This window comes from Taibaiella koreensis (genome assembly GCF_003545715.1).
GTDB lineage: Bacteria > Bacteroidota > Bacteroidia > Chitinophagales > Chitinophagaceae > Taibaiella > Taibaiella koreensis.
This window is the reverse complement of the sequence record NZ_QVNU01000007.1, coordinates 203,711-226,254: the sequence shown is the minus strand read 5'-3', so window position 1 is coordinate 226,254 and position 22,544 is coordinate 203,711. Positions and strand designations below refer to the sequence as shown.

Annotated in this window: 17 protein-coding genes; 10 read left to right on the top strand and 7 right to left on the bottom strand. The window is 51.2% G+C overall.

Annotated elements, in window-relative coordinates; all coding sequences use genetic code 11:
* Positions 1-185 precede the first annotated feature (185 nt).
* The gene (locus DZK30_RS21255; RefSeq protein WP_118976201.1) at positions 186-3,413 is read right to left on the bottom strand and encodes a metallophosphoesterase; all 3,228 of its coding nucleotides are present in this window, start codon (positions 3,411-3,413) and stop codon (positions 186-188) included.
* 106 nt (positions 3,414-3,519) lie between these two features.
* Entirely contained in the window at positions 3,520-5,406 is a 1,887-nt protein-coding gene (locus tag DZK30_RS21250; RefSeq protein ID WP_205529519.1) for a cytochrome-c peroxidase, read from the bottom strand.
* A gap of 181 nt (positions 5,407-5,587) precedes the next feature.
* On the opposite strand from DZK30_RS21250, the gene DZK30_RS21245 reads away from it, so the two are divergent.
* Positions 5,588-6,793: a hypothetical protein gene (locus DZK30_RS21245; RefSeq protein ID WP_118976200.1), complete on the top strand. Its 1,206-nt coding sequence runs from the start codon at positions 5,588-5,590 to the stop codon at positions 6,791-6,793.
* A gap of 12 nt (positions 6,794-6,805) precedes the next feature.
* On the opposite strand, the gene DZK30_RS21240 is transcribed toward DZK30_RS21245, so the two are convergent.
* Together DZK30_RS21240 and DZK30_RS21235 are read right to left on the bottom strand one after the other, a co-directional pair.
* Positions 6,806-7,663, bottom strand: a complete 858-nt coding sequence (locus tag DZK30_RS21240) for a hypothetical protein (protein WP_118976199.1) — start codon at positions 7,661-7,663, stop codon at positions 6,806-6,808.
* Positions 7,664-7,790: 127 nt separating this feature from the next.
* Complete coding sequence (locus tag DZK30_RS21235) at positions 7,791-8,177, bottom strand: hypothetical protein (RefSeq protein WP_118976198.1); 387 nt, start codon at positions 8,175-8,177, stop codon at positions 7,791-7,793.
* 121 nt (positions 8,178-8,298) lie between these two features.
* Here DZK30_RS21235 and DZK30_RS21230 point away from each other — a divergent pair, with 121 nt between their 5' ends.
* From DZK30_RS21230 to egtD, 3 genes are read left to right on the top strand one after another with little or no spacing between them, the layout of a single operon-like run.
* A complete protein-coding gene (locus DZK30_RS21230) occupies positions 8,299-9,687 on the top strand; it encodes a mercuric reductase (RefSeq protein WP_118976197.1) in 1,389 nt (462 codons plus the stop codon).
* A 9-nt stretch (positions 9,688-9,696) separates the two neighbouring features.
* Positions 9,697-10,854 (top strand): ergothioneine biosynthesis protein EgtB, encoded by a 1,158-nt coding sequence (gene egtB / locus DZK30_RS21225; protein WP_118976196.1) that lies wholly within the window; start codon positions 9,697-9,699, stop codon positions 10,852-10,854.
* A gap of 22 nt (positions 10,855-10,876) precedes the next feature.
* A complete protein-coding gene (gene egtD / locus DZK30_RS21220) occupies positions 10,877-11,887 on the top strand; it encodes an L-histidine N(alpha)-methyltransferase (protein ID WP_240432966.1) in 1,011 nt (336 codons plus the stop codon).
* Positions 11,888-11,943: 56 nt separating this feature from the next.
* Here the strand turns inward: egtD and DZK30_RS21215 are convergent, their stop codons facing one another.
* Positions 11,944-14,541, bottom strand: a complete 2,598-nt coding sequence (locus tag DZK30_RS21215; RefSeq protein ID WP_118976194.1) for a M1 family metallopeptidase — start codon at positions 14,539-14,541, stop codon at positions 11,944-11,946.
* A gap of 73 nt (positions 14,542-14,614) precedes the next feature.
* Positions 14,615-15,115: an NADPH-dependent FMN reductase gene (locus DZK30_RS21210; protein WP_118976193.1), complete on the bottom strand. Its 501-nt coding sequence runs from the start codon at positions 15,113-15,115 to the stop codon at positions 14,615-14,617.
* 241 nt (positions 15,116-15,356) lie between these two features.
* On the opposite strand from DZK30_RS21210, the gene DZK30_RS21205 reads away from it, so the two are divergent.
* Positions 15,357-18,623 (top strand): zinc-dependent metalloprotease, encoded by a 3,267-nt coding sequence (locus tag DZK30_RS21205; protein ID WP_118976192.1) that lies wholly within the window; start codon positions 15,357-15,359, stop codon positions 18,621-18,623.
* 30 nt (positions 18,624-18,653) lie between these two features.
* Positions 18,654-19,454, top strand: coding sequence for a class I SAM-dependent methyltransferase (locus DZK30_RS21200; RefSeq protein ID WP_118976191.1), 801 nt, complete (start codon positions 18,654-18,656; stop codon positions 19,452-19,454).
* Positions 19,455-19,706: 252 nt separating this feature from the next.
* Here the strand turns inward: DZK30_RS21200 and DZK30_RS21195 are convergent, their stop codons facing one another.
* A complete protein-coding gene (locus DZK30_RS21195) occupies positions 19,707-20,396 on the bottom strand; it encodes a hypothetical protein (protein WP_162903311.1) in 690 nt (229 codons plus the stop codon).
* A 266-nt stretch (positions 20,397-20,662) separates the two neighbouring features.
* On the opposite strand from DZK30_RS21195, the gene DZK30_RS21185 reads away from it, so the two are divergent.
* From DZK30_RS21185 to DZK30_RS26310, 4 genes are all read left to right on the top strand, one after another.
* On the top strand, positions 20,663-20,923 hold the full coding sequence (locus tag DZK30_RS21185) for a hypothetical protein (RefSeq protein ID WP_118976188.1): 261 nt from the start codon (positions 20,663-20,665) through the stop codon (positions 20,921-20,923).
* Between the two features lie 107 nt (positions 20,924-21,030).
* Positions 21,031-21,480: a DUF6194 family protein gene (locus DZK30_RS21180; protein ID WP_118976187.1), complete on the top strand. Its 450-nt coding sequence runs from the start codon at positions 21,031-21,033 to the stop codon at positions 21,478-21,480.
* A gap of 156 nt (positions 21,481-21,636) precedes the next feature.
* On the top strand, positions 21,637-22,311 hold the full coding sequence (ccsA, locus tag DZK30_RS21175; protein WP_118976186.1) for a cytochrome c biogenesis protein CcsA: 675 nt from the start codon (positions 21,637-21,639) through the stop codon (positions 22,309-22,311).
* Positions 22,295-22,543 (top strand): CcmD family protein, encoded by a 249-nt coding sequence (locus DZK30_RS26310; protein WP_118976185.1) that lies wholly within the window; start codon positions 22,295-22,297, stop codon positions 22,541-22,543. The genes ccsA and DZK30_RS26310 overlap by 17 nt, the downstream gene beginning before the upstream one ends.
* The last annotated feature ends 1 nt before the right edge of the window (position 22,544 follow it).

Below are 22,544 nucleotides of genomic sequence, written 5' to 3'. Positions count from 1 at the left end.
TAGTTTCCTGCAAAAGTATCAAACAGCAGGGGGCTGAAACACATCTTCGGATAAATTATCACATTGGTAACATTGTCCATTTAACAATTACAAATAAACAATTTACCCAGATAATATTTTCAAATAAAAAAGACAAAGGCGACGCTTTCCTGCGCCGCCTTTACTCAAGCATTGTTTATGATCCATTATTTGATTACAATCTTCCGGGTAAAGGACCCGCCCTCGTACTTAACCGTAAGGAAGTAAATGCCCTGCTGAAGCGATGGCAGGAATGGTTGCGGCTTGCCGCTGAGCATTATATGGTGACGCCATACTTTGCGGCCCGCCACGTCGGAAAGCAGTAGTTCTGCAGCCACTTCGCCACCTTTGGTCAAAGCAATGATCATTTCGCCATCGTGTGCCGGGTTGGGCGCCAGGATAAGTGTCGATGCCTCGTTGCCATTACGACTGACCGGAACAACCTGGGAATAGGTCACTTTCCCATCCAGGTCTACCTGGCGTACCCGGTACAGGTAAAGCGATTGTGTGGGATCGATCGTGGCATCCGCCAACTGATAGTTTACAGACTGACTGCTGTTGCCCGCTGCCTTTACTTTACCTACGGCGGTAAAGGCGCCGGCGGCCATAGCGCGCTCCACTTCAAAGTAAGCCGTATTGTGCTCGCTCAGTGTCTGCCATACTACCAGGTTGCTGTGCGCATCCTTGACGCTGGCCCGCATATAGCCCCAGCTTACAGGTAGCGGCACTGCCCTTGCCTGTACCACGAAGGTATCGCTGATACAGCTGAAATTATCTGTTACCACATAAGTGGTCGTATCGGTAGGGCTCACGGTAACCGATTGCGTATTGGCCGCAACACCCTGCCAGTTATAGACGCCATTATATGCCGCCTTCAGGGTAACAGGGCTGCCGCCGTCGATCTCGTATGTACGTTTCCGGTTGGCATCCTTCATCATGGTGAACTGATCACGGATCACCCCATCGGCACAGATCCATTTTGCATCCAGGCGGTTGCCTTTTACCTCAAGGATCATCGAGCCACCATTACTGGCATTGGAATAATACATAGCATTGTGCGGAAAGCTGCCCTGCTGGCCGCCCAGCTGGCCTGCCGATCCCGACACGACATAAACCGTGCCCTGGTAATTGGTTGCAGAATCCTTGACATAAGGACAAGAGTTGGCCGAACCATCATACATACCGCTGGATGCGCTCAGGTGGTGTACATTGGCATCGAAGCTGGCTTCGTTACCGTAGTGTCCTTTCATCAGCTTGGACCGCTCGTAATCGTGACTGTGGCCGCAAAGAATAAGGTCTACGCCCATACGCTCCAGTATCTGGATGAACTTCTGCCGGATCTGCACGAGGTCGCCTTCGTTGTCGGAGTTATGCGAGCCCATAGTATAGGGCGGGTGGTGCCAGTAAGCGACTACCCAACCTTTGTTGGTATTGTTGGCGAGGTCCTGCTTGATCCATTGCACCTGCACACCGTTGGTATCGTACATCAGCGAAGCGTCAGCCTCCTTGCCATAAGAATCGAGAGAGAGAAAATGCATGTTGCCTACGTCGTAGGAATAAAAAGCAGGATTGTTGGAAGGCGTGCCTCCCGCTTCGCCAGCTACCGGCATGGTGAAGTTCTGGTAATACGGCGCCAGCGCATGGTTGGTTACGGAAGGTGAGCTTGTGCTGTTACCATAATCATGATTACCCGGCGCAGGGAACAGGGGATTTTGTTTCAGGAACCTGTCTTTGTAGATATTGAAAAACTCTGCCTGGTACTCGTTGTCGAAACCGGAAGAATAAGCATTATCGCCGAGAAGGATCCAGGCGTTCATATAGTTTTGACCAAGGTAATTCACCAGCTGGTCCCGCACATTACGCTGGTTGGTCGAGTTGTTGCCGCAGTCGCCGATCACCCCGATACGGATCAGGCTATCGGTAAGACCAGCCACAGGCAAGGTACTGAAGTAGTTGGCCGCGTCACCCTGCAGGGTATCGGTCAGGGAACCGATGCTGTAAAAATACCGGGTATAAGGTGTAAGACCGGTAAGCTTGATGATGTGCTCTGTCACAGCATTGGTATCCTGCACCACCTGGTCCAGTTGAGCTGCAGTAGCGCCAAAACGTACACGGCTCTTTGCCGGGAGATCGGTGCGCCAACGGATAACGATGCTGTTGGGAGTAGCCGCATTCAGATAAGGACCGCGCAAAAGGGAAGGACCGGCAGGAGGTACATGCTCGATCAGCTCCATATCAAAGCCCAGGTCGGAGCTGGTACCATCGCGCTGGTGTATTTCTACCGCGATCAGGTTGTTACCATTCACCAACACGCTTTTGGGTACCGAATAATGAAAATAGGTCGATTCATCGGCGCCGTCTACAATGGTAGAAGAGTGGGTCAGGTAATCGTACGTACCCGGATCCATATTACTGCGCACTACTTCCACCCCGTTGATAAAGACCACAGCCCCGTCGTCGCGCAGAATATTCAGGTCCAGGCTATCGCTAAGACCTGCGAGGTTACTTACGGTAAAAGGCTTACGGAAATAATAGGTAATGTATTTATTACCGGAGTTGGGTCCATAGCTTAAGGTCGTTGCCGGATTGTCGCTGTAACCCAGCTTACCCGGACCAAAGCTCCAGCTGCTGTCGTTGAACGAAGGCATTCGCCAGGCTGTATCCTGGTTGCTGCCATTGTCCAGGTACTTCCATTGGCTTAGCTTAGCGATCGGGAAGGCGGTTACGGGTATTTGTGGTACCACCGAAGAAGTATACTGGATCACAAGCTTGGCCGCGCCGGAACCTAGAGGAGGATTATCGTATGAATTGGCATTACGTACGCCATCGGGACCCGTAATGAAAAAGACCAGCGCATTGCCGCTTACCCAGCCGGAACGGTTGATCACTGCCTGCACCAGTGTTTTCAGCTCGGGTGTCTTCTGATCGGGACCGGCCACGCCGGCACTACTGGTTCCCCAGGTGCTGCTGGTGCTGCCGGGCCACAGCACCGAATCGGCGATACGGGCACGTGATGTAATATTAAAATTGCCGCCAAAGGTGGCCGGATTATCGGCATCCTGTATGGAAAGATAAGCATTGCCCAATACCGGGTTCTTATCGCCTTTGGTCGAGAACTGGATGTAAGCGTTCTGTATCACCGATCCGGGCGGGATCGTGATATTGGTAAAACGCAGGCCGATCATTTGTTTTTTAGGGCCGTCCAACATGATCTCCAGGTCGGTGCTGGCCAGATCAACAGCGCCCACTGTGCCGCCGGTACCGCCCGGTACGCATTCTTCGGCGTCATCCGATCCCGTAGCGACGGATCTGTTCAGGGTAATAGTTTGCGCGCGGGCCGTGCCGGCATAGCCCAGCACCCCCAGCAAAAAGAGTGATGTAATAATATATTTCATTGGTTCAATTTGTGCGCGCAAATTTCAAAGGCTATTGTTACGTCATTGTAACCCCCTTCTTACCATAAGGTTACCTGACGGTTAACCGGAATAAATAGACATTCATCTATAACGAATCTTTTAATGCAAGCATAAAGCTTTTAAGATCGGCTATCTCCGCTTGGCTCAGGTTGAGCTTACGTGGCGATAATGTTTGCGTAGGTACCTCAAGACCTATACCCGCTCCCCCGCCACGGTTGTAGAATTCGATCAGATCCTCCAGGGTAGTAAAGCTGCCATTGTGCATATAGGGTGCCGTTTCTCCGGCATTACGCACCGTTGGTGTTTTGAAAGCGTATTGGTAAAATTCGATGGGGAAAATACCAAACCTACCGCTATCTGTATCCGGCACAGGCTTGTCCAGGCTGCCACCGTCCGGTGTACCCAGCACCTCCAGCTCAGTACGGTTAAATAAGGGTGGCAAGGTGCCGTTGAATAAGGGTGCAAAATGACAGGTACCACAAAGCGCCTTACCCATAAACAGGTTGAAGCCCCGGCGCTGCGATACGTTCATTGCGTTGTGATCACCATTGATATACCGGTCAAAAGCGGAATTGAAGGGACTGAGGCTACGCTCATAAGCAGCAATAGCCCTGGCGATCATAGCTGGCGTGATCTGCTTCCCTGCCTGCGAAAAAGCCTTCCGCAACAAGGGCCGGTAAGTTTTATTATCCAGCTTGCGTACCACATCGTCCAGTCTGCTGTGCATTTCGTCGGGGTTTTGCAGTACAGTATAGATCTGCTTCTCCAATGAAGCATCCCGGGCGTCGAGAAATTGCCCGTACTGGTAGCTACTGTATAGTAAGGAAGGCGCGTTCCGACGGGTGCTGCCTCCGTTTCCGATGGTAGGACTGCCTTTCAGACCATCGCTAAAATACAGTGACGGCTTATGGCAGGTAGCGCAGCTACGTGTATTATCACCCGATAGCCGGTTATCGCTAAACAGCAATTTACCCAAAGCCACCAGGCCGGCGGCCGTATCGCTCTGTGCGAGGCGATCGAAAGCAGCCTGCCGCAAAGCATCGGGGCGAAACAAATGCCGGGCATTATAGTTATAAGCACCTTCGCCGCCGATACCGGGATATTGCTGGCAACAATAACGGTTCAGGTACTCCTGCGCCGGCAACAATGCATCTGTCAGTAAGGATAGACGATCAAATGTATCAAAACCGGTTGATGCCTGCAGCAGGACTATGGCTTTATCCAGGTAATGCATGCAGCTGTCGGCATACAGATTCTGTTCCCCGGCAGTTTTTGCGGCCAGGACTGCCTTTACCGATTGCAGGGCTACCGCCGATTCGGGCAGGCCCGATTTACAGACCGGAGCATCGTAGCCGGCAATGCCCAGGGCCATCACCCTTATGAGCTCCTGGCTCAGGCTTTCGGCAACCTGGACACCCGTTGCCTCAAAACCATAAACCGAGGCCGGGATATCGGCGGCGGTCGATTGCACTACGGCAGCCTGTTCCTGCAGGGCTTGCTTCTGAGCAAAGGGATCCTCGCCATACAATAGATCCTCGATCAACTGCAGACCAACAGGCGACTGGTATTCCATATAGGGTTCCTCGATCTCGTGTACCGGCGCACGGTTGTACAGGTTCACGGGATAGGCAAAGAAGTACTCCATGAAATACTCGATCTTTTTATAGGAAAGGCGACAGCGAAGCAAGGCCTGCCGGGCATGGGTCAGGCTCGCCGTATCGCCGGCAGAAAGATCGTTCACTGTGGTTTTAAGATCGGAAGTGGCAGTGGAAAAGCTGCGCGCATCGCTTAGGAACTGCGACAAGCAATGTGCCGCCCAGGGATCGGAAGGCGCCTTATTTACCTTCAGGGCCGACAAGGTATATGCCAGGAAAACACCGGCGCAACACACCAGGGCCCATCTGAGGAACTGCTTCATAAACATACCGGCAGCAGCAGGCTGCATCAGCGCGCGAAGGTCCCTTTTGGCCATGAACAAAACACTAAATAACGGTTACCAAAATATTTCCTTAAGGTTAGGAAATGATAAACAAGAATTAAAATTCACCGCCATACAACTATATAGAACAAGCCTATGGAACAAAAGCAAATTTTCAATATTAAGTAATTATTAATTTTTCGTAACTTTAGATAGCCTGACTGGCACATGTAATATGAAAAACACGCTAATCCTGTTGTGTACCTGCTTCTTCCTCTGCGTTACGCAGAAGGTAGCTCATGCGCAGGAACAGGCGCGGCATATTCACTTTTCATTTTACGGAGACACACTTGATGTTCAGCTGGATCAATGGCATTTTACCGATTTCCAGGGCCCTTTAAGCAATGGCGCCATCCGGGAATTTTACGACAGCCTTAATACCAACCCATGCCAGCCCCTGGTCGATGCCTTACTGGCCTGTAAGGAAAAAAACCAGCTGAACGATTGGCTGTATTATCAGCTGATCCGGAAAATGGCCCAGCAATTAAGTCCCAAAAAGGAGAATTATCACCGCTATACCCTGTACAAATGGTTTTTGCTGAATAAATCGGGTTACGATGCCCACCTGGCCATAAGGGGTGATGTATTGCTCTTCTACGTTCAAAGCGACGAAAATATTTATGATATTCCTTACTACCAGAAAGAAGGGAAACAATATGTTTGCCTTAACTACCACGATTATGGCCAGATCGACTTCAAGCAGCAGGAGCCTAACGAGGTAACCGTGAAGATACCGGAAGGTACAAAGGCTTTCTCCTACAGGATCACCCGTATGCCCGAATTTACCGATGCCGACTACGAGGAAAAAGACATCCAGTTCGATTATAAGAATAAGAGCTACCTATTTAAGATCAAGGTGAACAGCCAGGTCCAGACCCTGTTTGCCAATTATCCTGTAGTCGACTATGAGGCCTATTTCAATATCCCTTTGAGCAATAAGACTTACAATACCCTTATCCCCGAGCTACGCAATACCCTGAAAGGGATGGATCAGCGCAAAGGCGTTGACTACCTCATGCGCTTTACGCGCAATGCCTTCTCCTATGAAAACGACCAGGATAATTTCGGCAAGGAAAAAAGGCTTTCACCGGAGCAGACCCTGCTGACCCAATACAGCGACTGCGACGATCGTGCAGCCCTGTTCTTCTGCCTGGTCAAAGAGATCTACAACCTGCCCATGATCGTGCTGGCTTACCCGCATCATGTTACTATTGCCGTAAGGTTCGATAAGCCCAAAGGGCACGTAATCCGCTATAAGAACGGTGAATACTCGGTATGCGAACCTACGCCGCAGCTGGTCGACCTCTCCGTGGGAGAGCTATCACCCAAGCTGAAAGACGTTCCTTACCAGGTGGCTTATGAATATGATCCCGTACAGTAAAGGAACAATGACCTAATCAGGCTTCTTTACAGGAACAACGGGCGGGAAAGGGTCTGCTTCCGGGCAATCGCCGGAAAACAAGGGGTCTCCCGCAACCTGGATAATATTACGGGATACTACAGGCTCCAATAATGTTACCTTTTCTTCCCGCACATAGTATTCCTTCCGGAACCAGTCAATCCGGGCTTTCCGCCAGAGCGCCCGGCGATCGTCAAGCAGTCCGGGCAACTTACTCAGGTCAATATTCTGCTTTTCCAGTGTCGCATCACCCACCATATATTGTTTGTCTTTCAAAGTAATACTAAAGCCCGGCTGTTCCAGGAAAGCATCATTATCGACAATCACGGATACGTTGCCGTTCCGGCCCTGCAAGGCAAAAGTGTAACAATCGGCAGGGCCGTCCTTCCCTTCCCCGGATCCGGAACGCAAAGCGACCGTTATTTCGTCCAGGCCCTTTTGTGGCAGGACAATGGCAGGAGCATTATCGTATGGGCAAGCCGGTTCTTTCTTAAAAATAGGTGTAAATTCCTTTTCGCCGCTCCCCTTTTTCCCGATGCTTGCAAAGCCCTGCTTGTCGCCAAAGCCGCCAAAAACAAAGCGTTCCTGTTCCTGCTCATTGCCATACACATAACCCGCTACAGCATCTATTTTTCCAAAAACCAGCGCTGCAGTACCCCGGTCCGTCTCCCGCCAGGTACCCCAGCGATAAAGATGGTCGCAGAACATATAGAAATGGCCCGATTCTTCCAGGATCAAATGGGCATCCCCTATTTTGTTGTCCCTGGAGGGCAAAATGTACCATCCGGCAAACCCGGCAAAAGCCGTATAACTACAGAGTACGATAAGCAGGGGCAACACTACAAATTTCATAGGTTAAAGGGTTAAGGACATTGATGGCAAGCGCGATCCAATATAAATGAAGTTTACATTGCACCATCGCCATGTCTCTTGTGAAAATAATAAAAACACCTTGCTGAATAAACCAGGCGAGCATAAATTAGCCTACATTATAAGGAAATTCCTGCCCTGTAAGGCTTCTAAACAGGTTCTGGAACTCGTGCAGGTATCGTATATGCGGCAGGGGAATGAGGGAGCCGTTTTCATGCACGATCGCCACCGCGCCAGGCCCCTGTATCAGGATGGAATGTTCGCCGAAAGCAAGTCCGCCGATCATCTGCATCAGCCGGTCGAGCGGGCAGGGATAAATATCGCCCGCGCCGAGCGTATAGATTTCCACATCCTCATCAGCCTTCGCCGTAAGCCGCTTTTCCATAAGCTGCACCGACAATACGCGCAGGTAACGGCTGCTATCCGGTTCGGCATGGTTACCAGCCTGTCCGGCATGAATATAATTGCCGGGACGCAATGCCATCAGATCGATCATAATTGTCCTTTTCCGGCAAAGCTACACCAGCAATCCATAACATAGAACGTTGTTATGCTGACGGTTCGAACAATAAGAAAGGAATCTTGTTGTACTACCGCACATCAAGCCGTGCCCTTTCATGAAGCACTTCAATGCCCTGATCATCGGCTCGGGCCAGGCCGGAACGCCCCTGGCCATCCGGATGGCTAAAGCCGGTTATTCTACAGCCCTAATCGAAAAAAGAGCCGTCGGCGGCACCTGCATCAACGACGGCTGCATACCCAGCAAAAGCATCATCGCATCGGCCAGGGCCGCTTACGATGCAGCGCATGCAGATGCGCTGGGTATCCATAACACGCAACCCTACGAAGTCCGTTTTAAGGAGATCATCGACCGCAAGCGTCAGATCGTGGATCGCTTCCGGGGCGGTAGCGAACGCTCGCTGCGGGAAACGGAAAACCTCGAGCTGATCTATGGAACAGCCGTATTCAGCGGTGAGAAAGAGGTAACCGTTACCAGAAATGATGGCAGCCGCGAGCAGATCAAGGCCGATTACATTTTTATAAATACCGGTGCCAGACCGGCTATTCCCGACATTCCCGGCCTGAAAGACAGCGACTTCCTTACTTCCACATCCGTTATGGAATTGGAAGCCCTGCCCCAGCATCTTGTTATTCTCGGCGCGGGATACATCAGCCTTGAAATGGGGCAGGCTTTCCGCCGCTTCGGCAGCAAGGTTACCCTTATAGAAAGTAAAAGCCATATCCTGGACAAGGAGGATGAAGATATCCGGCAGACCGTAACCCGGTTCCTTGAGGAAGAAGGCATTACAATACTCACAGGTGCACGTGTAGCCGAAGTAAGCCGCAACAGCAAGCAAGACGTGGTACTCCATATTGAAAAAAACGGGGTACCCGCTATTGTGACGGGGAGCCACCTGCTGGTCGCGGCCGGGCGCCAGCCCAATTCCGATATCCTGCAACCCGGGAACGCCGGCATCATACTGGATGATCATGGCTATATAAAAGTAAATGATAGGCTCGAGACAAATGTCGACCGTATATTCGCTCTTGGAGACGCGAAAGGCGGACCAGCCTTTACCCATATCTCGTATAACGATTACCGGATCGTCTACCGCAACCTGGTAGAAGGCGCATCGGTTTCTACCAATGACCGCATCGTGCCTTACTGCATGTTTACCGAGCCTGAGCTGGGACGGGTAGGATTGACGGAAAAAGAAGCACGGGAAAAGGGCTTTGATATCGATGTAGCCCGGTTGGAAATGGACAAGGCGTCGAGGGGCATTATCGATCACAGGCCCCAGGGACTGCTGAAAGCCATTGTGGATAAAAGCACGGGTAAGATACTGGGCGCATCACTGCTGTGTCATAACGGCGGAGAGATCATGAGCGTACTGCAAATGGCGATGGTAGCCGGTTTTAGCTACGAACAGGTGAAAGAGCATATGTTTGCGCACCCTACCCTTTCCGAATCGCTGAACAATTTATTCTTTTCATTGGAACGATAGTAAGCATACATGAGCTTTAAAGAAAAATACCAGAGACTACGGGCACGCACCATTGCCATTTGCGCCTCGCTGGCCCCGGAAGACTATGTGGTGCAACCTGTGGTAGATGTTAGTCCGCCCAAATGGCACCTCGGACACACCACCTGGTTTTTTGAGACTTTCGTGCTCACACCGCACCAGCAGGACTACGCAGTGTTTGACCCCGATTACAATTATGTGTTCAACAGCTATTATGAAACTGTCGGGGCGCGCGTGGTGCGGACCGACAGAGGCAACTTGAGCCGGCCTACCGTAGAAGAAGTATTCCGCTACCGCGCCTATGTCGATGCCGCCATGATCGCTTTTCTCAGCGATGAAACGGCGATTGATGCATCGCTGCGGGCCATTATCGAGCTGGGATTGAACCACGAAGAACAGCACCAGGAATTGCTGATCACCGATATCAAATATATATTGGGCAATAACCCTTTACTACCCGCATATGCCTGCACCTATGAAAAACCGGAAGTGCCGGACATTGTAGAGCAAGCCTGGCTCGATATCCCGGAAGGCGTATACGAGATTGGCGCCAAAGGAGACCAGTTCTGCTTCGACAACGAGCTGAACCGGCACAAAGTCTATGCACAGGCCTTTGCCATCCAGAGCGGACCGGTGACCAACGAGCAATTCATAGCCTTTATCGAAGACGGGGGTTACCAGGATTTCCGCCACTGGCATTCGGATGGATGGGCCTGGGTGCAGCAGCACCAGGTCGCAGCGCCGATGTACTGGCAGCAGATCGAGGGCGCCTGGTACCACTATACACCCGAAGGACTTACATTGGTGCCATTGAAGCAGCCCGTGTGCCACATCAGCTATTACGAAGCCTGGGCTTTTGCCGCCTGGGCCGGCTGTCGCCTGCCTACAGAGGCGGAATGGGAGCTTGCCAGCGATCGCTTCCCCTGGGGGGCGCGCTGGGAATGGACCGAAAGCGCCTACCTGCCTTACCCCGGCTTTGTGAAAGCCGAGGGCGCGATAGGTGAATACAATGGAAAATTTATGGTGAACCAAATGGTGCTGCGCGGTGCTTCGGAGGCGACTACGCCGGGGCACAGCCGCAATACGTACCGCAACTTTTTTCAGCCCGGTCTGCGCTGGCAATTTACCGGCCTGCGCCTGGCCCGGTAACGAACATTAATATGCACACATTATGAAATCGACGATAGCACAAGACAAGTCATACATGACGATACCGGATAGCAATTTTCGCAGGGATGTGATCAGGGGATTATCGGCAAGACAAAAGTATCTTGAGCCCAAATATTTTTACGATGCTACCGGCGATCGCTTGTTTCAGCAGATCATGCAAAGCCCGGAATACTACCTTACTAATGCAGAGCTGGAAATCCTGCAAAGACAAAGCAATGCCATTCTGGGCTCCTGCCTGCAGTTCCATCGCCAATTCGATATCGTGGAGCTGGGCGCCGGCGATGCCTCCAAATCGCTATACCTGCTCGAACAGGCGCTGCAACGCGGGATAAGCTATCACTATTATCCTATCGATATTTCGGGAAATGTGATCGGCTACCTGGAAACATCCCTGCCCGGAAAGCTTCCCGGCATGACGACCAGGGGATTTACCGGTGAATATTTTCATATGCTGGAAGAGCTGAATCGCTACAGCAAGGGACCCAAGCTCGTGCTCTTCCTGGGCGCGACCATTGGCAATATGCAGCCCGAAGAAGCTTTTCATTTCTGCAGAGAGTTGCATACTTACCTGAATGAAGGCGACCTGCTGCTCATCGGGTTCGACCTGAAAAAAGATCCTGCTACCATCCTGGCTGCTTACAATGACGCGGCAGGCATTACGCGCGACTTTAATCTTAACCTGCTGGCCCGCATCAACCGGGAACTTGAAGGTAATTTCGACCTGAAAAAATTCCGGCATTATCCTGTGTACGACCCGGGAACAGGCGCTTGCAAAAGTTACCTGATCAGCACAGAAGCCCAGGTGGTAACACTTGGCGACACAAGGATATCGTTCGAAAAGGATGAAGCTATCTATATGGAAGTATCGCAGAAGTACGACATGGGCCAGATTGAGCAAATGGCACGCAAGTCGGGCTTTACACCCATACAGCATTTTTACGACCGGGAACGGAATTTTTTGGATACCCTATGGACTGTCCCTTCGCTTAAGAGCGTACTTGGTAGTCGTTAAACGATAACATGCCTTGCAATAATAATAACCAGCTTTCCGGAGCTGGTTATTATTTTTTATTCTTTCTCATAACGGGCGGCCGCTTCTTTCAGCTCCTCGTCGGTAAGGCTTTCTTTAAAACGCTGCCAGGCTGCGGCGGCCACTTCACGGCGGCTTTTGGCTTCATCCACGGCAGCACGGTCTGTGCCCAGCTTAACCTGCTTATCTGCGTTTACCTGCAGACGGTACAGGATCGATGCCGTGAACAGGCCACCGGGACTGTCTTTTTTATTATCCGACAGACGGCTGAGCAAGGCTACCCCTTTACCAAAAGCAGCTTCGTCTTTGAGCTGCAACATGTAGCTTTTGAAGGCATCCAGGAAATAGCTGCGCATGCCTTCAAACAAGTGCAATAGCTTTTGTTCGAAAAAATCATAATCGGCCGGCAGCCCTTCTTTGGCAATCACATCGGCCGCCGTATACAGCAGGTTGTTACCCATCATTGTCTCCGGCTTCAGCGCCCGGGCTTGTTCCAGCGCCTGCTTATGGTTGACCTGGTCCAAAGCATACAGACCGGCAGCCGCTACCTGGTAGGAGCTATCATCCAGGGCATGCTGATAAGCCGCTGCGTATGCCTCATTTTTAAGAAGGCCCAGCGCGATCAGGGCGCTGGCACGGGCCCTGTTGTCCTGGTCAAAGGTTGCGATATGCGCCAGCTTTGCGATCCAGGTATCGGGCAGCTTTTTGCCGGCTTCGTATGTCTTGAGGTTGATCGCCAGGTTACGGATATAAGGATCAGTATCGCTCAGGGCACTCTCCAGCACCTGCTGTGCCGTATCGTTGCTGCGGAGCAAGGCGCAGGCCATTACCGCCTGGCGTTTACTGATCCGGTCGTTGCTGTATTCAAACTGACTTTTCCATTGGATCACCGTTTTATTGTCTTCGAGCTCACCAGGAAGCCAGTGTCCTGCATCCGGCACCAGTACAGGCCGTTGCCCGTTCCGGTAAGGATAGCGGAACGTTTGCTCTTTCCTGTCAATATACCAATCCGTTTCGGATACCTGCCCCCCGCTGATCAGCTGTGCTTTTAAGGGGAGGATATAGATACCTGCTGAATCGCTCTGTGTCTGGCTCACGTTTACTTCGAGTCTTTGCCCGGCATCATCATAGCGGTAGCGTATAGATAGCTTTGGATGCCCTCCCCGGTAATACCACTGATCAAAGAACCAGTTCCAGTCCTTGCCGGTAACCTGCTCTATGGCCAGGCGTAGCTGGCTGGCTTCGGCGCTGCGCAATGCATTTTGTTCCAGGTAAAGATGGAGCGCATCGAAGAAAGCCTCGTCGCCCGTCAGCTGCCGCAGGTAATGCAGGATAAGTCCTCCTTTGGAATAAGAGACCCGGTCAAACATATCTTCATGCGAGAGATAATGATACCGCACCAGCGGCGGATCGTTGCGCCGGGCCTGGCCCAGGTATTTCATCTGACCCTGTATCCAGGCCAGCTGTAAAGCCGGTTTGCCATAGCGGTGCTCGGCCCACAGGTATTCGCCATAGTCGGCAAAAGATTCGTTCAGTGTAAGATTGCTCCAGGACTCGGCTGTTACGTAGTCGCCGAACCATTGGTGGAACAGCTCGTGGGCTACAATAAAATCGTTGTTATCATCGGCAATCTGCCGTTTATCCTTCAGGTTGAAAGCGCCGAAAAGGCTGGCCGAAACATTTTCCATCGCACCCGACACATAGTCATAGGTCACCACCTGGCTATATTTATCCCAGGGAAAAGGGACCTTCAACAGGTTAGTGTAGAATTCGATCATATCGGGTGTTCTGGCAAAAATATCTTTTGCAAAGGCGCCATATTGCTGCGGTACATAATAACTCACCTCTTTTCCCTTCCAGCTATCCTTTGTCACCGCAAAATTCCCTACAGCCATCATGGCCAGGTAAGGCGGAATGGGAACGGCCTGTTTCCAGCTATCGGCACGCCAACCATCGCCTTCCTTTACCGATTGTACCAGGAGACCATTGCTCAAGGTCTTAAAGCTATCAGGAATATGAATGGTAATATCGAAGGCCGAACGAAAATTGGTTTTATCGAAAGTGGGGAACCAATGGCTATTGGCTTCCGTTTCGCCCTGCGTCCATACCTGCACCGGCTGATACGGCTCCTTTCCATCTGCATTCACAAAATACAGCCCCCGGTCTTCCTTGATTGCGTCACTGCCGCCTGCTGCGAAAGCGTAGGGCATTGCCTGATAGCGGACCTCCAATTGAAGCGTATCTTTCCGGCTGTAGCGTTGCGGCAGCTTTATCTTCAACTGCAGCGTATCGTAGGTGTAGTGCAGTGGTTGTCCTGCGGTGGTCACACTTTCGATCGTCATCGCCTTGGCATCCAGTACCAGGCTATCGGTGGCATAATAATAGGGATGAAGCGTTAAGCGGGTGGTACCACTGGCAGTCTGCTCTTTGATGTGCAAGCGGATATCGATGCCTGTATGCACCAATTCCCAGGTCTTTGTCGCGCTGGCCCGGTAAATGCCTATCAGGCTGTCGGAAAGAGCGTCCGTACTTTCCCGGGGCGTCGGCGGTACCGTTGTGCTCTTTTTCAAAGTACTGCAGGAAGCCAGGATACAACAGAGCAAGAGTGCGGCAAAGCCGTTTTTTGTGGGGGTCATACCGCAAATTTGAGGTTTATCGGCCAGCCGGGATTACCCCACGCGGGGGGATTATTGCTACCGGTTTTATAGATCAATACTGCACAAATCCATCGATCTGTCCATCGATCGCCCGGATCGTCCGTTCGTGCAGGAAGGTCCCGGCGGCATCCATTTCCTCGTTGATCCGGGACAAGGGCAGCTTATCGTAGTAAACATTCATTTTCAGGTAATGCAGGATATTGGTCATATGCTCAATACCGCGCAGGTTGCCGCCGCGTCCGTCGGCCACGCCGGTGAGCAGGACTTTTTTATGCCACCAGCATTTTTTTATGTCGGTACTGTCGAGCAAGGCTTTCAATACCCCGGGGAAACTGCCGTTGTATTCCGGCATAATCATGACGAATTTTTCAGAAGGGATAAGCAGGGTTTCTTCCAGCTGCTTTACCTCCGCGTTGCGGGTAAATACATTTCTACCTTCGAGCGAGAGCAAATGCACTGTCGCCCCCTTCTCCTGCAGCAAACGAAAATAATAAGCAGCTACCTGCATGGTGCGGCTGTCTTTCCTGTTGGTCCCGGATATAATGGTGATCATCGACGCTAAAAAAATAAAGAACGGTAAAGGTACAAGCAAAGACCGGCCTGTACAATATGTATTGCCGATAAAGGTATCGTACGTGCACCCGCTTTCTCAGCAAATCTTTATCGTGCACACCAGGAAACATATTCTTTTCCTTTAAAATAGTTAGTTTTGCGGCACGTAGCACGGCTAATTCCGAGTATTGTTGTACCAATAGACCAACACGACCTTCATACTCAAAAAAACAGTTACCGCTATGAACCACTCTTCTACCCTAAGGGCAGCCTCCATGCTCTTACTGCTTCTTTTATGCCTCAGGGCCCAGTCGCAGACCTGGCAACGTCTCAATGCCACGGCAAAAAACCTTTCCGAAAGCGGCCATTTCAAAGCATACCTGACTGACAGAAAAGCATTGGCCGACCAGCTCAGTAACGCTCAGCCGGGAAACGCGCTGCGACGGCCGTCCGACGTAACGACATTGATACTTCCTTCTCCCGAAGGGCGCCTTACAGAATTTGTTTTGGAAGAAACACAATTATTGCAGCTCACTTCCGGAACCCCGGCCGTACCGGTACACACGTACAGCGGCTACAGCCGTGATAAAAGCGAGCTTATCCACCTCAGTACCTATAAGGACAAGATCTACGGGATCGTGCTGCGGGCCGGCTATACATGGTATATAAGCACCTCGGCACAGTTGCCGGCCGACCAGCCACGAGGCCTGATCTATATTTTTGACGATGCCGGGCGACCCGATGCCGGCGCGAAACTCGCCATGTGCGGCATGGACGACAATATGCTACAGCTTCCACAAGAAATTACAGCGCTGAAGCCTACTTTAACCCCTTCTACAGGCTGCTTCCTGCGCACCTATCGCCTGGCCGTTGGTTGTACCGGTGAGTTCACGGCAGCCAGCGGCTCGCAGGCCGATGCTATAGCCCACCTCACCGCCCTGATCAATACCGTCAACGCTGTATTTGAAAGGGATCTGGGCGTTCGCTTTACCGTAGTCACGAATAATAACCTGATCTATACCGACCCGACCACCGACCCTTTTAATCCTGCTGCCGGTCCCTGCAGTCCACAAACGACTTATGCGGAAAACAGCTTCAGCAACAACCTTAACGATGCCGATTACGATATGGGGATCATTATCTTCTACACCAATTTCGGCGGCTGTGCCGGCGGTACCACCTGCATCGGCAGCACCAAAGGCAGGACGACTGCAGGCTACAATTCGCTCGATCCCACCACTTACCTGGGCACTGTTACAGCGCACGAGCTGGGCCACCGGCTGGGCGCGGGCCATAGCCACAATGCCAATGGCGCCGGCTGCTCCTTCTCTCCCAATTCGGCCTGGGAAGTAGGCGGCGGATCCACCATCATGGCTTATACTGACTGCCAGCCTTCCTATAATTCCTATAACACCTTTGTCTACTTTCACGGTGGCAACATCGGCCAGATGAAAACCTTTATTAACAGTGCAAATGGCAGCTGCTATACCGCTGGAGCAGTCAACACTACCCCTGCGATCAATACGCCATCTGACGATACTTTTTTCATACCCGTTTCCACACCCTACCGGCTTTATGCCAATGCCACAGATGCCGAAGACAATAACCTTACCTATAATTTTGAAGAAATGGACCTGGGTACGGGCGACTCTACCCGCCCTACACCAGCCACCGCTTTCGGCCCTATTGTAAGGAACTTTCAGCCTTCTACCCGGTCTTTCCGTTATGTACCGCGCATGGATAGCATTCTTACCAATACTGTTCCGGCCTTCGAGCTGCTGTCTTCCGTTCCCAGGCAACTCACTTACCGGACCACAGTGCGCGATAATCATCCGGGATGCGGCTGCACCGGCACAGATACTTTTCTGATCAAAACCACAGGGACAAGCCCCTTCCAGGTAACCAGCCAAAATACGCCTGCTACACTTAATGGTGGCACATCGCTTACGCTTACCTGGGATGTCGCCGGCACCGACCAGGCGCCGGTCAATACACAGCAGGTACAGATCCTGTTTGCCGTTGATGGCCTCAATTATAATATACCCTTACTAAGCGCTACACCCAATAACGGCACGGCTACCGTAACTGTTCCCAACATGCCCACTACCAATGGCAGGATCATGGTCGCTGCCCAGGGCAATCTTTTCTTCGATATCAACAATGCCGATCTTACCATCCAGCCCGCCTGCGCTTCGGCTCAGCCCTCGGGAATCTGGCCCCAGGATCCGGTAACGGCGCAGCAGGGAGATCCATCTTTACAGCTTGATCTCCTGCCTTTGCTCGGACAACCATTCGATACCCTTGCCGGCGAGATTACGGCCACAGATCCTACGGGTATTATAGGCTTTCGCAACAGCCCCACTGATTCGACCTGCCGTGCCGGCTCGGGCTACAGCGGCCGGTACGACCTCTTTCGCTTCCGTGTGGCCCAGCCAGGTATTTATACTGTAGGCAGAACGCTATATACGCTCCCTGCCAATCCCTACATGACCATCTACGGTTCCGGCGGCCTGGTAGCAGCTAATGCCGCCAATGCCTGCACCAATTACCAATATGGCAGCACAACCGCCTTCCAGACACCTGGCGGTACCACTACCACCACCGACGTACGCTTTACTTTTAATGCCCTTCGTGACAGCGTGTACACTCTTGCTATACTGCGAAGGAATGCAACGATCCTTGGTACTTATCGCATCGATTTCAGCGGCCCTGCGAAAGTATATCCGGAGACACAAACCCCCGTCGGTAGTTATGCCTACCTTGTGGTAAACAGCACCGGTACCATCATCGCGATCAGCGCCGGCCCGCCCAATCTGCAAAGCCAGGGCCCGGGGAGCTATACGGTTTACGGGCTCAGCTACAGCCCCTCCATTGCGATCAATAGCTACCTCAACCAGCCATTCAACAGCTTACTTACCGCCGGCTTTGGCTCAGGAGAATGCCTTGCAGTCAGTAGCAACAGCGTGACCGTTACCATTACACCAACACCTTTACCCTACGAATACCTGAAGCTTACGGCGCGACAGGAGCAACAAGCGTCGCGGCTTTACTGGCAAACAGAAGGCCTTCCGTCCCTTAGCAACTTCCAGCTGGAACAAAGCAGCGACGGACGCAATTTCAGCCCGTTCAAGACCCTGGGCAAAAATGAGGCGAAGCAGGAAGAAGGCCATTATAGCTACTGGCATACCGGCGCTGCTGAAGGCAGCAATTACTATCGGGTAAGAGCCAACCAGACCGATGGCGATTTCCGGTACAGCAATATTGCGGTCGTACATTTCAGCAACCTGCCCGGTCTTACCATCGTTCCCAACCCGGCCACGAGCCAGGTCAGTATACAGGTAAAGGGACGGCAGCTGCCACTGGCGGCTGTGCTCACCGATATGAGCGGCAGGATACTGAAGCAGCTTAACGTGGATCGCGACGGGTATACCCTAAGCCTGGCCGGTCTTGCGCCAGGTATGTACCTGCTCAGTGGCAAAGGGTTTGCCGTGAAGCTGGCCAAACGTTGAACACTTATAGGCTGTCTAAATTCATAAGGCATGACACCTGAATACAAATACGATGTTATAGGAAGGGGATATAACAAAACACGTTGCGCAGATCCCTACCTTACCAGCCGGCTTGCTCATCTCCTGAAGCCTGCAACGGATGCGGTTTATCTCGATATTGGTTGCGGAACAGGTAACTACACCATAGCGCTGGCCAGTATGGGCATGAAATTTTATGGTGCAGACCCTTCAGAAAAGATGCTTCAGGAAGCAAGATCCAGAAGCACGAAAGTAAGCTGGATACAGGGCATGGCGGAGCTCATTCCAATTTCGGATGGCTTGTTTGACGGTGTTATGGCTACCCTTACCATTCATCATTGGAATAACCTCCAATCGGCCTTTACCGAAATAAGAAGGGTAATGAAAGATACCGGGCGCCTGGTACTGTTTACCGCCACGCCTGAACAAATGAAAGGCTATTGGCTGAACCATTATTTCCCTGCTATGCTTGAAGCTTCGGCGATTCAAATGCCTTCACCGGAAATTTTAATTAAAGCCGCATCTGAGGCAGGATTGAAGATAACAGGCTGTGAGCCTTACTTTGTGCTTGATGAGCTGGAAGACCTCTTTCTTTATTCCGGCAAGAACAGGCCTGGACTATACTTCGAAGAAGCGGTACGACAAGGCATATCATCATTTGTCGCACTGGCCAATGCCGAAGAAGTGGAACATGGCTTGCTTCAGCTAAAGTCGGACATAGACAACGGCAGCTTTGAAACAATTAAAAATAGCTATAACAACGGGCTTGGCGACTATCTTTTTATCACATTACAGAAAGAGTGGCCACAGTAAAAGAGCATGGCCTGAAGAATTTTGCTCAGAGGCTTTCTAAATTTTAGAGATAATTCTACGAATGTTTGAGCGGTAAATCATTGATTAGGAAGGAATGGTGGTACATTCATAATCTTTAGAAAGTGTCCTGTTCCAATTCATTCATGCACTTTAACTCCAAATTTTCAGACAGCCTCTTAAAGGATACGGATAAAAAACGGCCGGTCGAATGCTTGGATTCTACCGGCCGTTTGGCTTAAAAGATCAGTAAATTTATTTATCAGGCATGCCGGCAATGTCGGACCGGTTCGATGTGCTGAGGCCATCATAGTCTGAGATAGCCCATACTCCGCTTTGCACGGCACTACCTTCACCATCGGGTACAGCTTTGTTGCGCAGCAGTTCGACAAGCTCACTCATAGAAGCGGAATTGGTTACTGGCCCCAGCTTGAAATAATCGCCGCTGGGATGCTTCGACGCGTTGACGCAATAAGCCCTGATAAGCACTACCACTGTATCGTGCGCCGGTAAGGTAACACTATTGGATTCGGCACAGATACCGTTCTGATATTCGGGATCATAGCATTGGAAAGTAAGCCCGCCGGGGACATGCCATATCACCTCGGGGCCGCTGTTGTACAACAAACAGTGCACGTCCACATACGAACCATGTCCCAGGCTAGCCAATACGGTATCTTCAGTTGGATTGTCGCCGAAAAGGGTATCGTTGACCAGGCTTACACCAGCCGGGAATACGTAAGGGGTTCCCTGCAGTGCGCCACCAAACTCACCCATCCCGGAGATATGACCAGGTGAGTCATTGGGCGGAACACCGGTGCCGGGATCGGGTCCGGGTCCGTCATCCTTACCGCAGGAAGCGATCATCATGATGAGAGCAGGCAAGAGGCCTGCAAATAATAATTGTTTGAGGGAACAGCGATTGATCGTAAGTTTTGTTTTCATCGTCAAAATTTTCATTGTTCAAATTGCGCGGCAAAAATACTTTGCAGCGTCAAGCAGCAGCCTACCGGAAAAGGGGTATTGTGAAAAGTATAACACCCATTGACACACCTTTTGTACAGCAGGAGAACAGGCTATACACCATGCTGGCAAAGGGTTTCAGAAAAACAAGGCGCCACATCAGATATACGCCTGCCCTGCCACGTAATAAGCATATATGCCGGATGCCGGTATTGATTATTTTTGAAGCGTAAAGCAAAAAGAACCCTATGAAAAAAATACTGATCCTTATCCTGGCTGCGGGCCTGATACAACAAACCGCCCTGGCGCAGGACGCTCCGAAAACCAAAAATGAAAAGAAGGAAAGCCGCGCAGAAGCCAAAGAAAGACATAAAAAGTTCTGGAAAAAGGTAGGTACCGATCAGCGCGACTTCTGGAAGAATGAGCACGAAAAGCACACCGCCAAACAGGATGCCCGCAAGGCAAAAAAAGCGAAGAAGGAAACCGCGGAGGATAAAAAAGAAAAGTAACGACACGCGGTTTTAGCCTGTATCCATATCGTGGGCCGGTAAGAATTATCCCGGCCCTATCGTTGGTTATTTGTTATATTTGTTCCTCCTCAACCTATACCAAACCAATGAACATCGATCTGCTCAAAGACAGGATCACAAAGGATCTTAAGGACAGCTATATTACTGAAGCCGGCGGCGACTTTTTCTTTTTATATGGCGCCGACGACCGCTTTCCTTTTGCAACTATCGTCACTGCAGACAATGATTTCGATGCTATTTCACACTTGAACAGAGAAGGTGTTTTCCGGCTGAGCATCGGTGTCGGTAAAGAAAGCTTTAAGGATTTGTTCGGCAATCTGCCTTCCCGGCCCGGAATCGGCGGCTTCGTGGAAAGCGGCCCCGACTTTACCGCATTAGACACGTTGATGCCCCACCCGATTTATGGCAATATGTACTGGGTGTGTGTGCTTAATCCCACTGAAGCTACTGTTGACCGGATATGGCCCTACCTGGAAGAAGCCTATCGCCTGGCAGTGCAGAAAGATGAAAAGGTATCGGGCAAGGGTAAAGCCTAGCCCGGTAAAACAAATGCCATGGCAGCGCAAGGCCCAAAGCTGCGACAGCAGGCGCTATACAAAAATGATCGGGTTCAATTGGCTTTATTTCAATAAACCCACTACCTTTGCGCAAATTTCGCAGCCCCGGCTGCCTTATCAATTCCGATTTGCTTCATGCGAAAGTCCTGGTGGAAAATTCTCTGCGTAGCGCTGCTGGTCTATACGATTATAGGCGGTCTTCTCTTCCCCGTTCCGGCACTGGCCCTCATCCACGAAAGTATCCGCAATCTTTATTTTCATGTGCCCATGTGGTTTGGCATGATGACCTTGTTCACCGTGAGCCTGGTCTATGCGATCCGCTACCTGCGCAGCGGCAATCTGAAAGATGATATCTACTCGGTGCAGTTTGTCAATATAGGCCTGCTATTCGGAGCCCTGGGATTGATCACCGGCATGGAGTGGGCCAATTATACCTGGGGCGAGCCCTGGAGCAACGATCCCAAGCAGCTCGGCGCAGCGCTCAGCATGCTTTCCTATTTTGCCTACCTGGCCCTGCGCGGCGCTATAAGCGACTACGACAAGCGGGCCAAGATCAGCGCGGTGTATAATATTTTCGCCTTTGCGCTTATGATCCCCTTCCTCTGGATCCTGCCCAGCCTGGCCGACTCCTTGCATCCCGGCAGCGGCGGCAATACCGGCTTCAACACTTACGACCTCGACAACCATATGCGTATGGTATTTTACCCGGCCGTTATCGGCTGGATATTGCTGGGTGTATGGATCACCTCGCTCACGATACGGCTCAACCTTATAGAAAAAAAGGATATACTCAATGAAGATATTTCGTAATATTTCGACCTGGATCAACAGTAAGCGTCTACTCACCTTATTGCTGCTGCTACCGCTTTTCTGCCAGGCTCATGAGCGTCCCGAGATGGCCGATACTTTCCGCTCCAGCGGCAAAATTTATGTTGTTCTATTGGTTATTTGCACTATTTTTGCCGGCATTATTTTATTTCTGGTGTTTTTGGAGCGAAAAATCAAAAAACTGGAACGTAATCAACACAATCACAAACAATAAT

Bases quoted from the DNA above. Each gene is read 5' to 3' on its own strand.
- egtD (WP_240432966.1), top strand. From the start codon at position 10,877: ATGAAATCGACGATAGCACAAGACAAGTCATACATGACGATACCGGAT.
- DZK30_RS21195 (WP_162903311.1), bottom strand. From the start codon at position 20,396: ATGAAAACAAAACTTACGATCAATCGCTGTTCCCTCAAACAATTATTA.
- DZK30_RS21240 (WP_118976199.1), bottom strand. From the start codon at position 7,663: ATGAAATTTGTAGTGTTGCCCCTGCTTATCGTACTCTGTAGTTATACG.
- DZK30_RS21205 (WP_118976192.1), top strand. From the start codon at position 15,357: ATGAACCACTCTTCTACCCTAAGGGCAGCCTCCATGCTCTTACTGCTT.
- DZK30_RS21230 (WP_118976197.1), top strand. From the start codon at position 8,299: ATGAAGCACTTCAATGCCCTGATCATCGGCTCGGGCCAGGCCGGAACG.
- DZK30_RS21185 (WP_118976188.1), top strand. From the start codon at position 20,663: ATGAAAAAAATACTGATCCTTATCCTGGCTGCGGGCCTGATACAACAA.
- DZK30_RS21255 (WP_118976201.1), bottom strand. From the start codon at position 3,413: ATGAAATATATTATTACATCACTCTTTTTGCTGGGGGTGCTGGGCTAT.
- DZK30_RS21180 (WP_118976187.1), top strand. From the start codon at position 21,031: ATGAACATCGATCTGCTCAAAGACAGGATCACAAAGGATCTTAAGGAC.
- DZK30_RS21215 (WP_118976194.1), bottom strand. From the start codon at position 14,541: ATGACCCCCACAAAAAACGGCTTTGCCGCACTCTTGCTCTGTTGTATC.
- DZK30_RS21210 (WP_118976193.1), bottom strand. From the start codon at position 15,115: ATGATCACCATTATATCCGGGACCAACAGGAAAGACAGCCGCACCATG.
- DZK30_RS21235 (WP_118976198.1), bottom strand. From the start codon at position 8,177: ATGATCGATCTGATGGCATTGCGTCCCGGCAATTATATTCATGCCGGA.
- egtB (WP_118976196.1), top strand. From the start codon at position 9,697: ATGAGCTTTAAAGAAAAATACCAGAGACTACGGGCACGCACCATTGCC.
- ccsA (WP_118976186.1), top strand. From the start codon at position 21,637: ATGCGAAAGTCCTGGTGGAAAATTCTCTGCGTAGCGCTGCTGGTCTAT.
- DZK30_RS21200 (WP_118976191.1), top strand. From the start codon at position 18,654: ATGACACCTGAATACAAATACGATGTTATAGGAAGGGGATATAACAAA.
- DZK30_RS21250 (WP_205529519.1), bottom strand. From the start codon at position 5,406: ATGGCCAAAAGGGACCTTCGCGCGCTGATGCAGCCTGCTGCTGCCGGT.
- DZK30_RS26310 (WP_118976185.1), top strand. From the start codon at position 22,295: ATGAAGATATTTCGTAATATTTCGACCTGGATCAACAGTAAGCGTCTA.
- DZK30_RS21245 (WP_118976200.1), top strand. From the start codon at position 5,588: ATGAAAAACACGCTAATCCTGTTGTGTACCTGCTTCTTCCTCTGCGTT.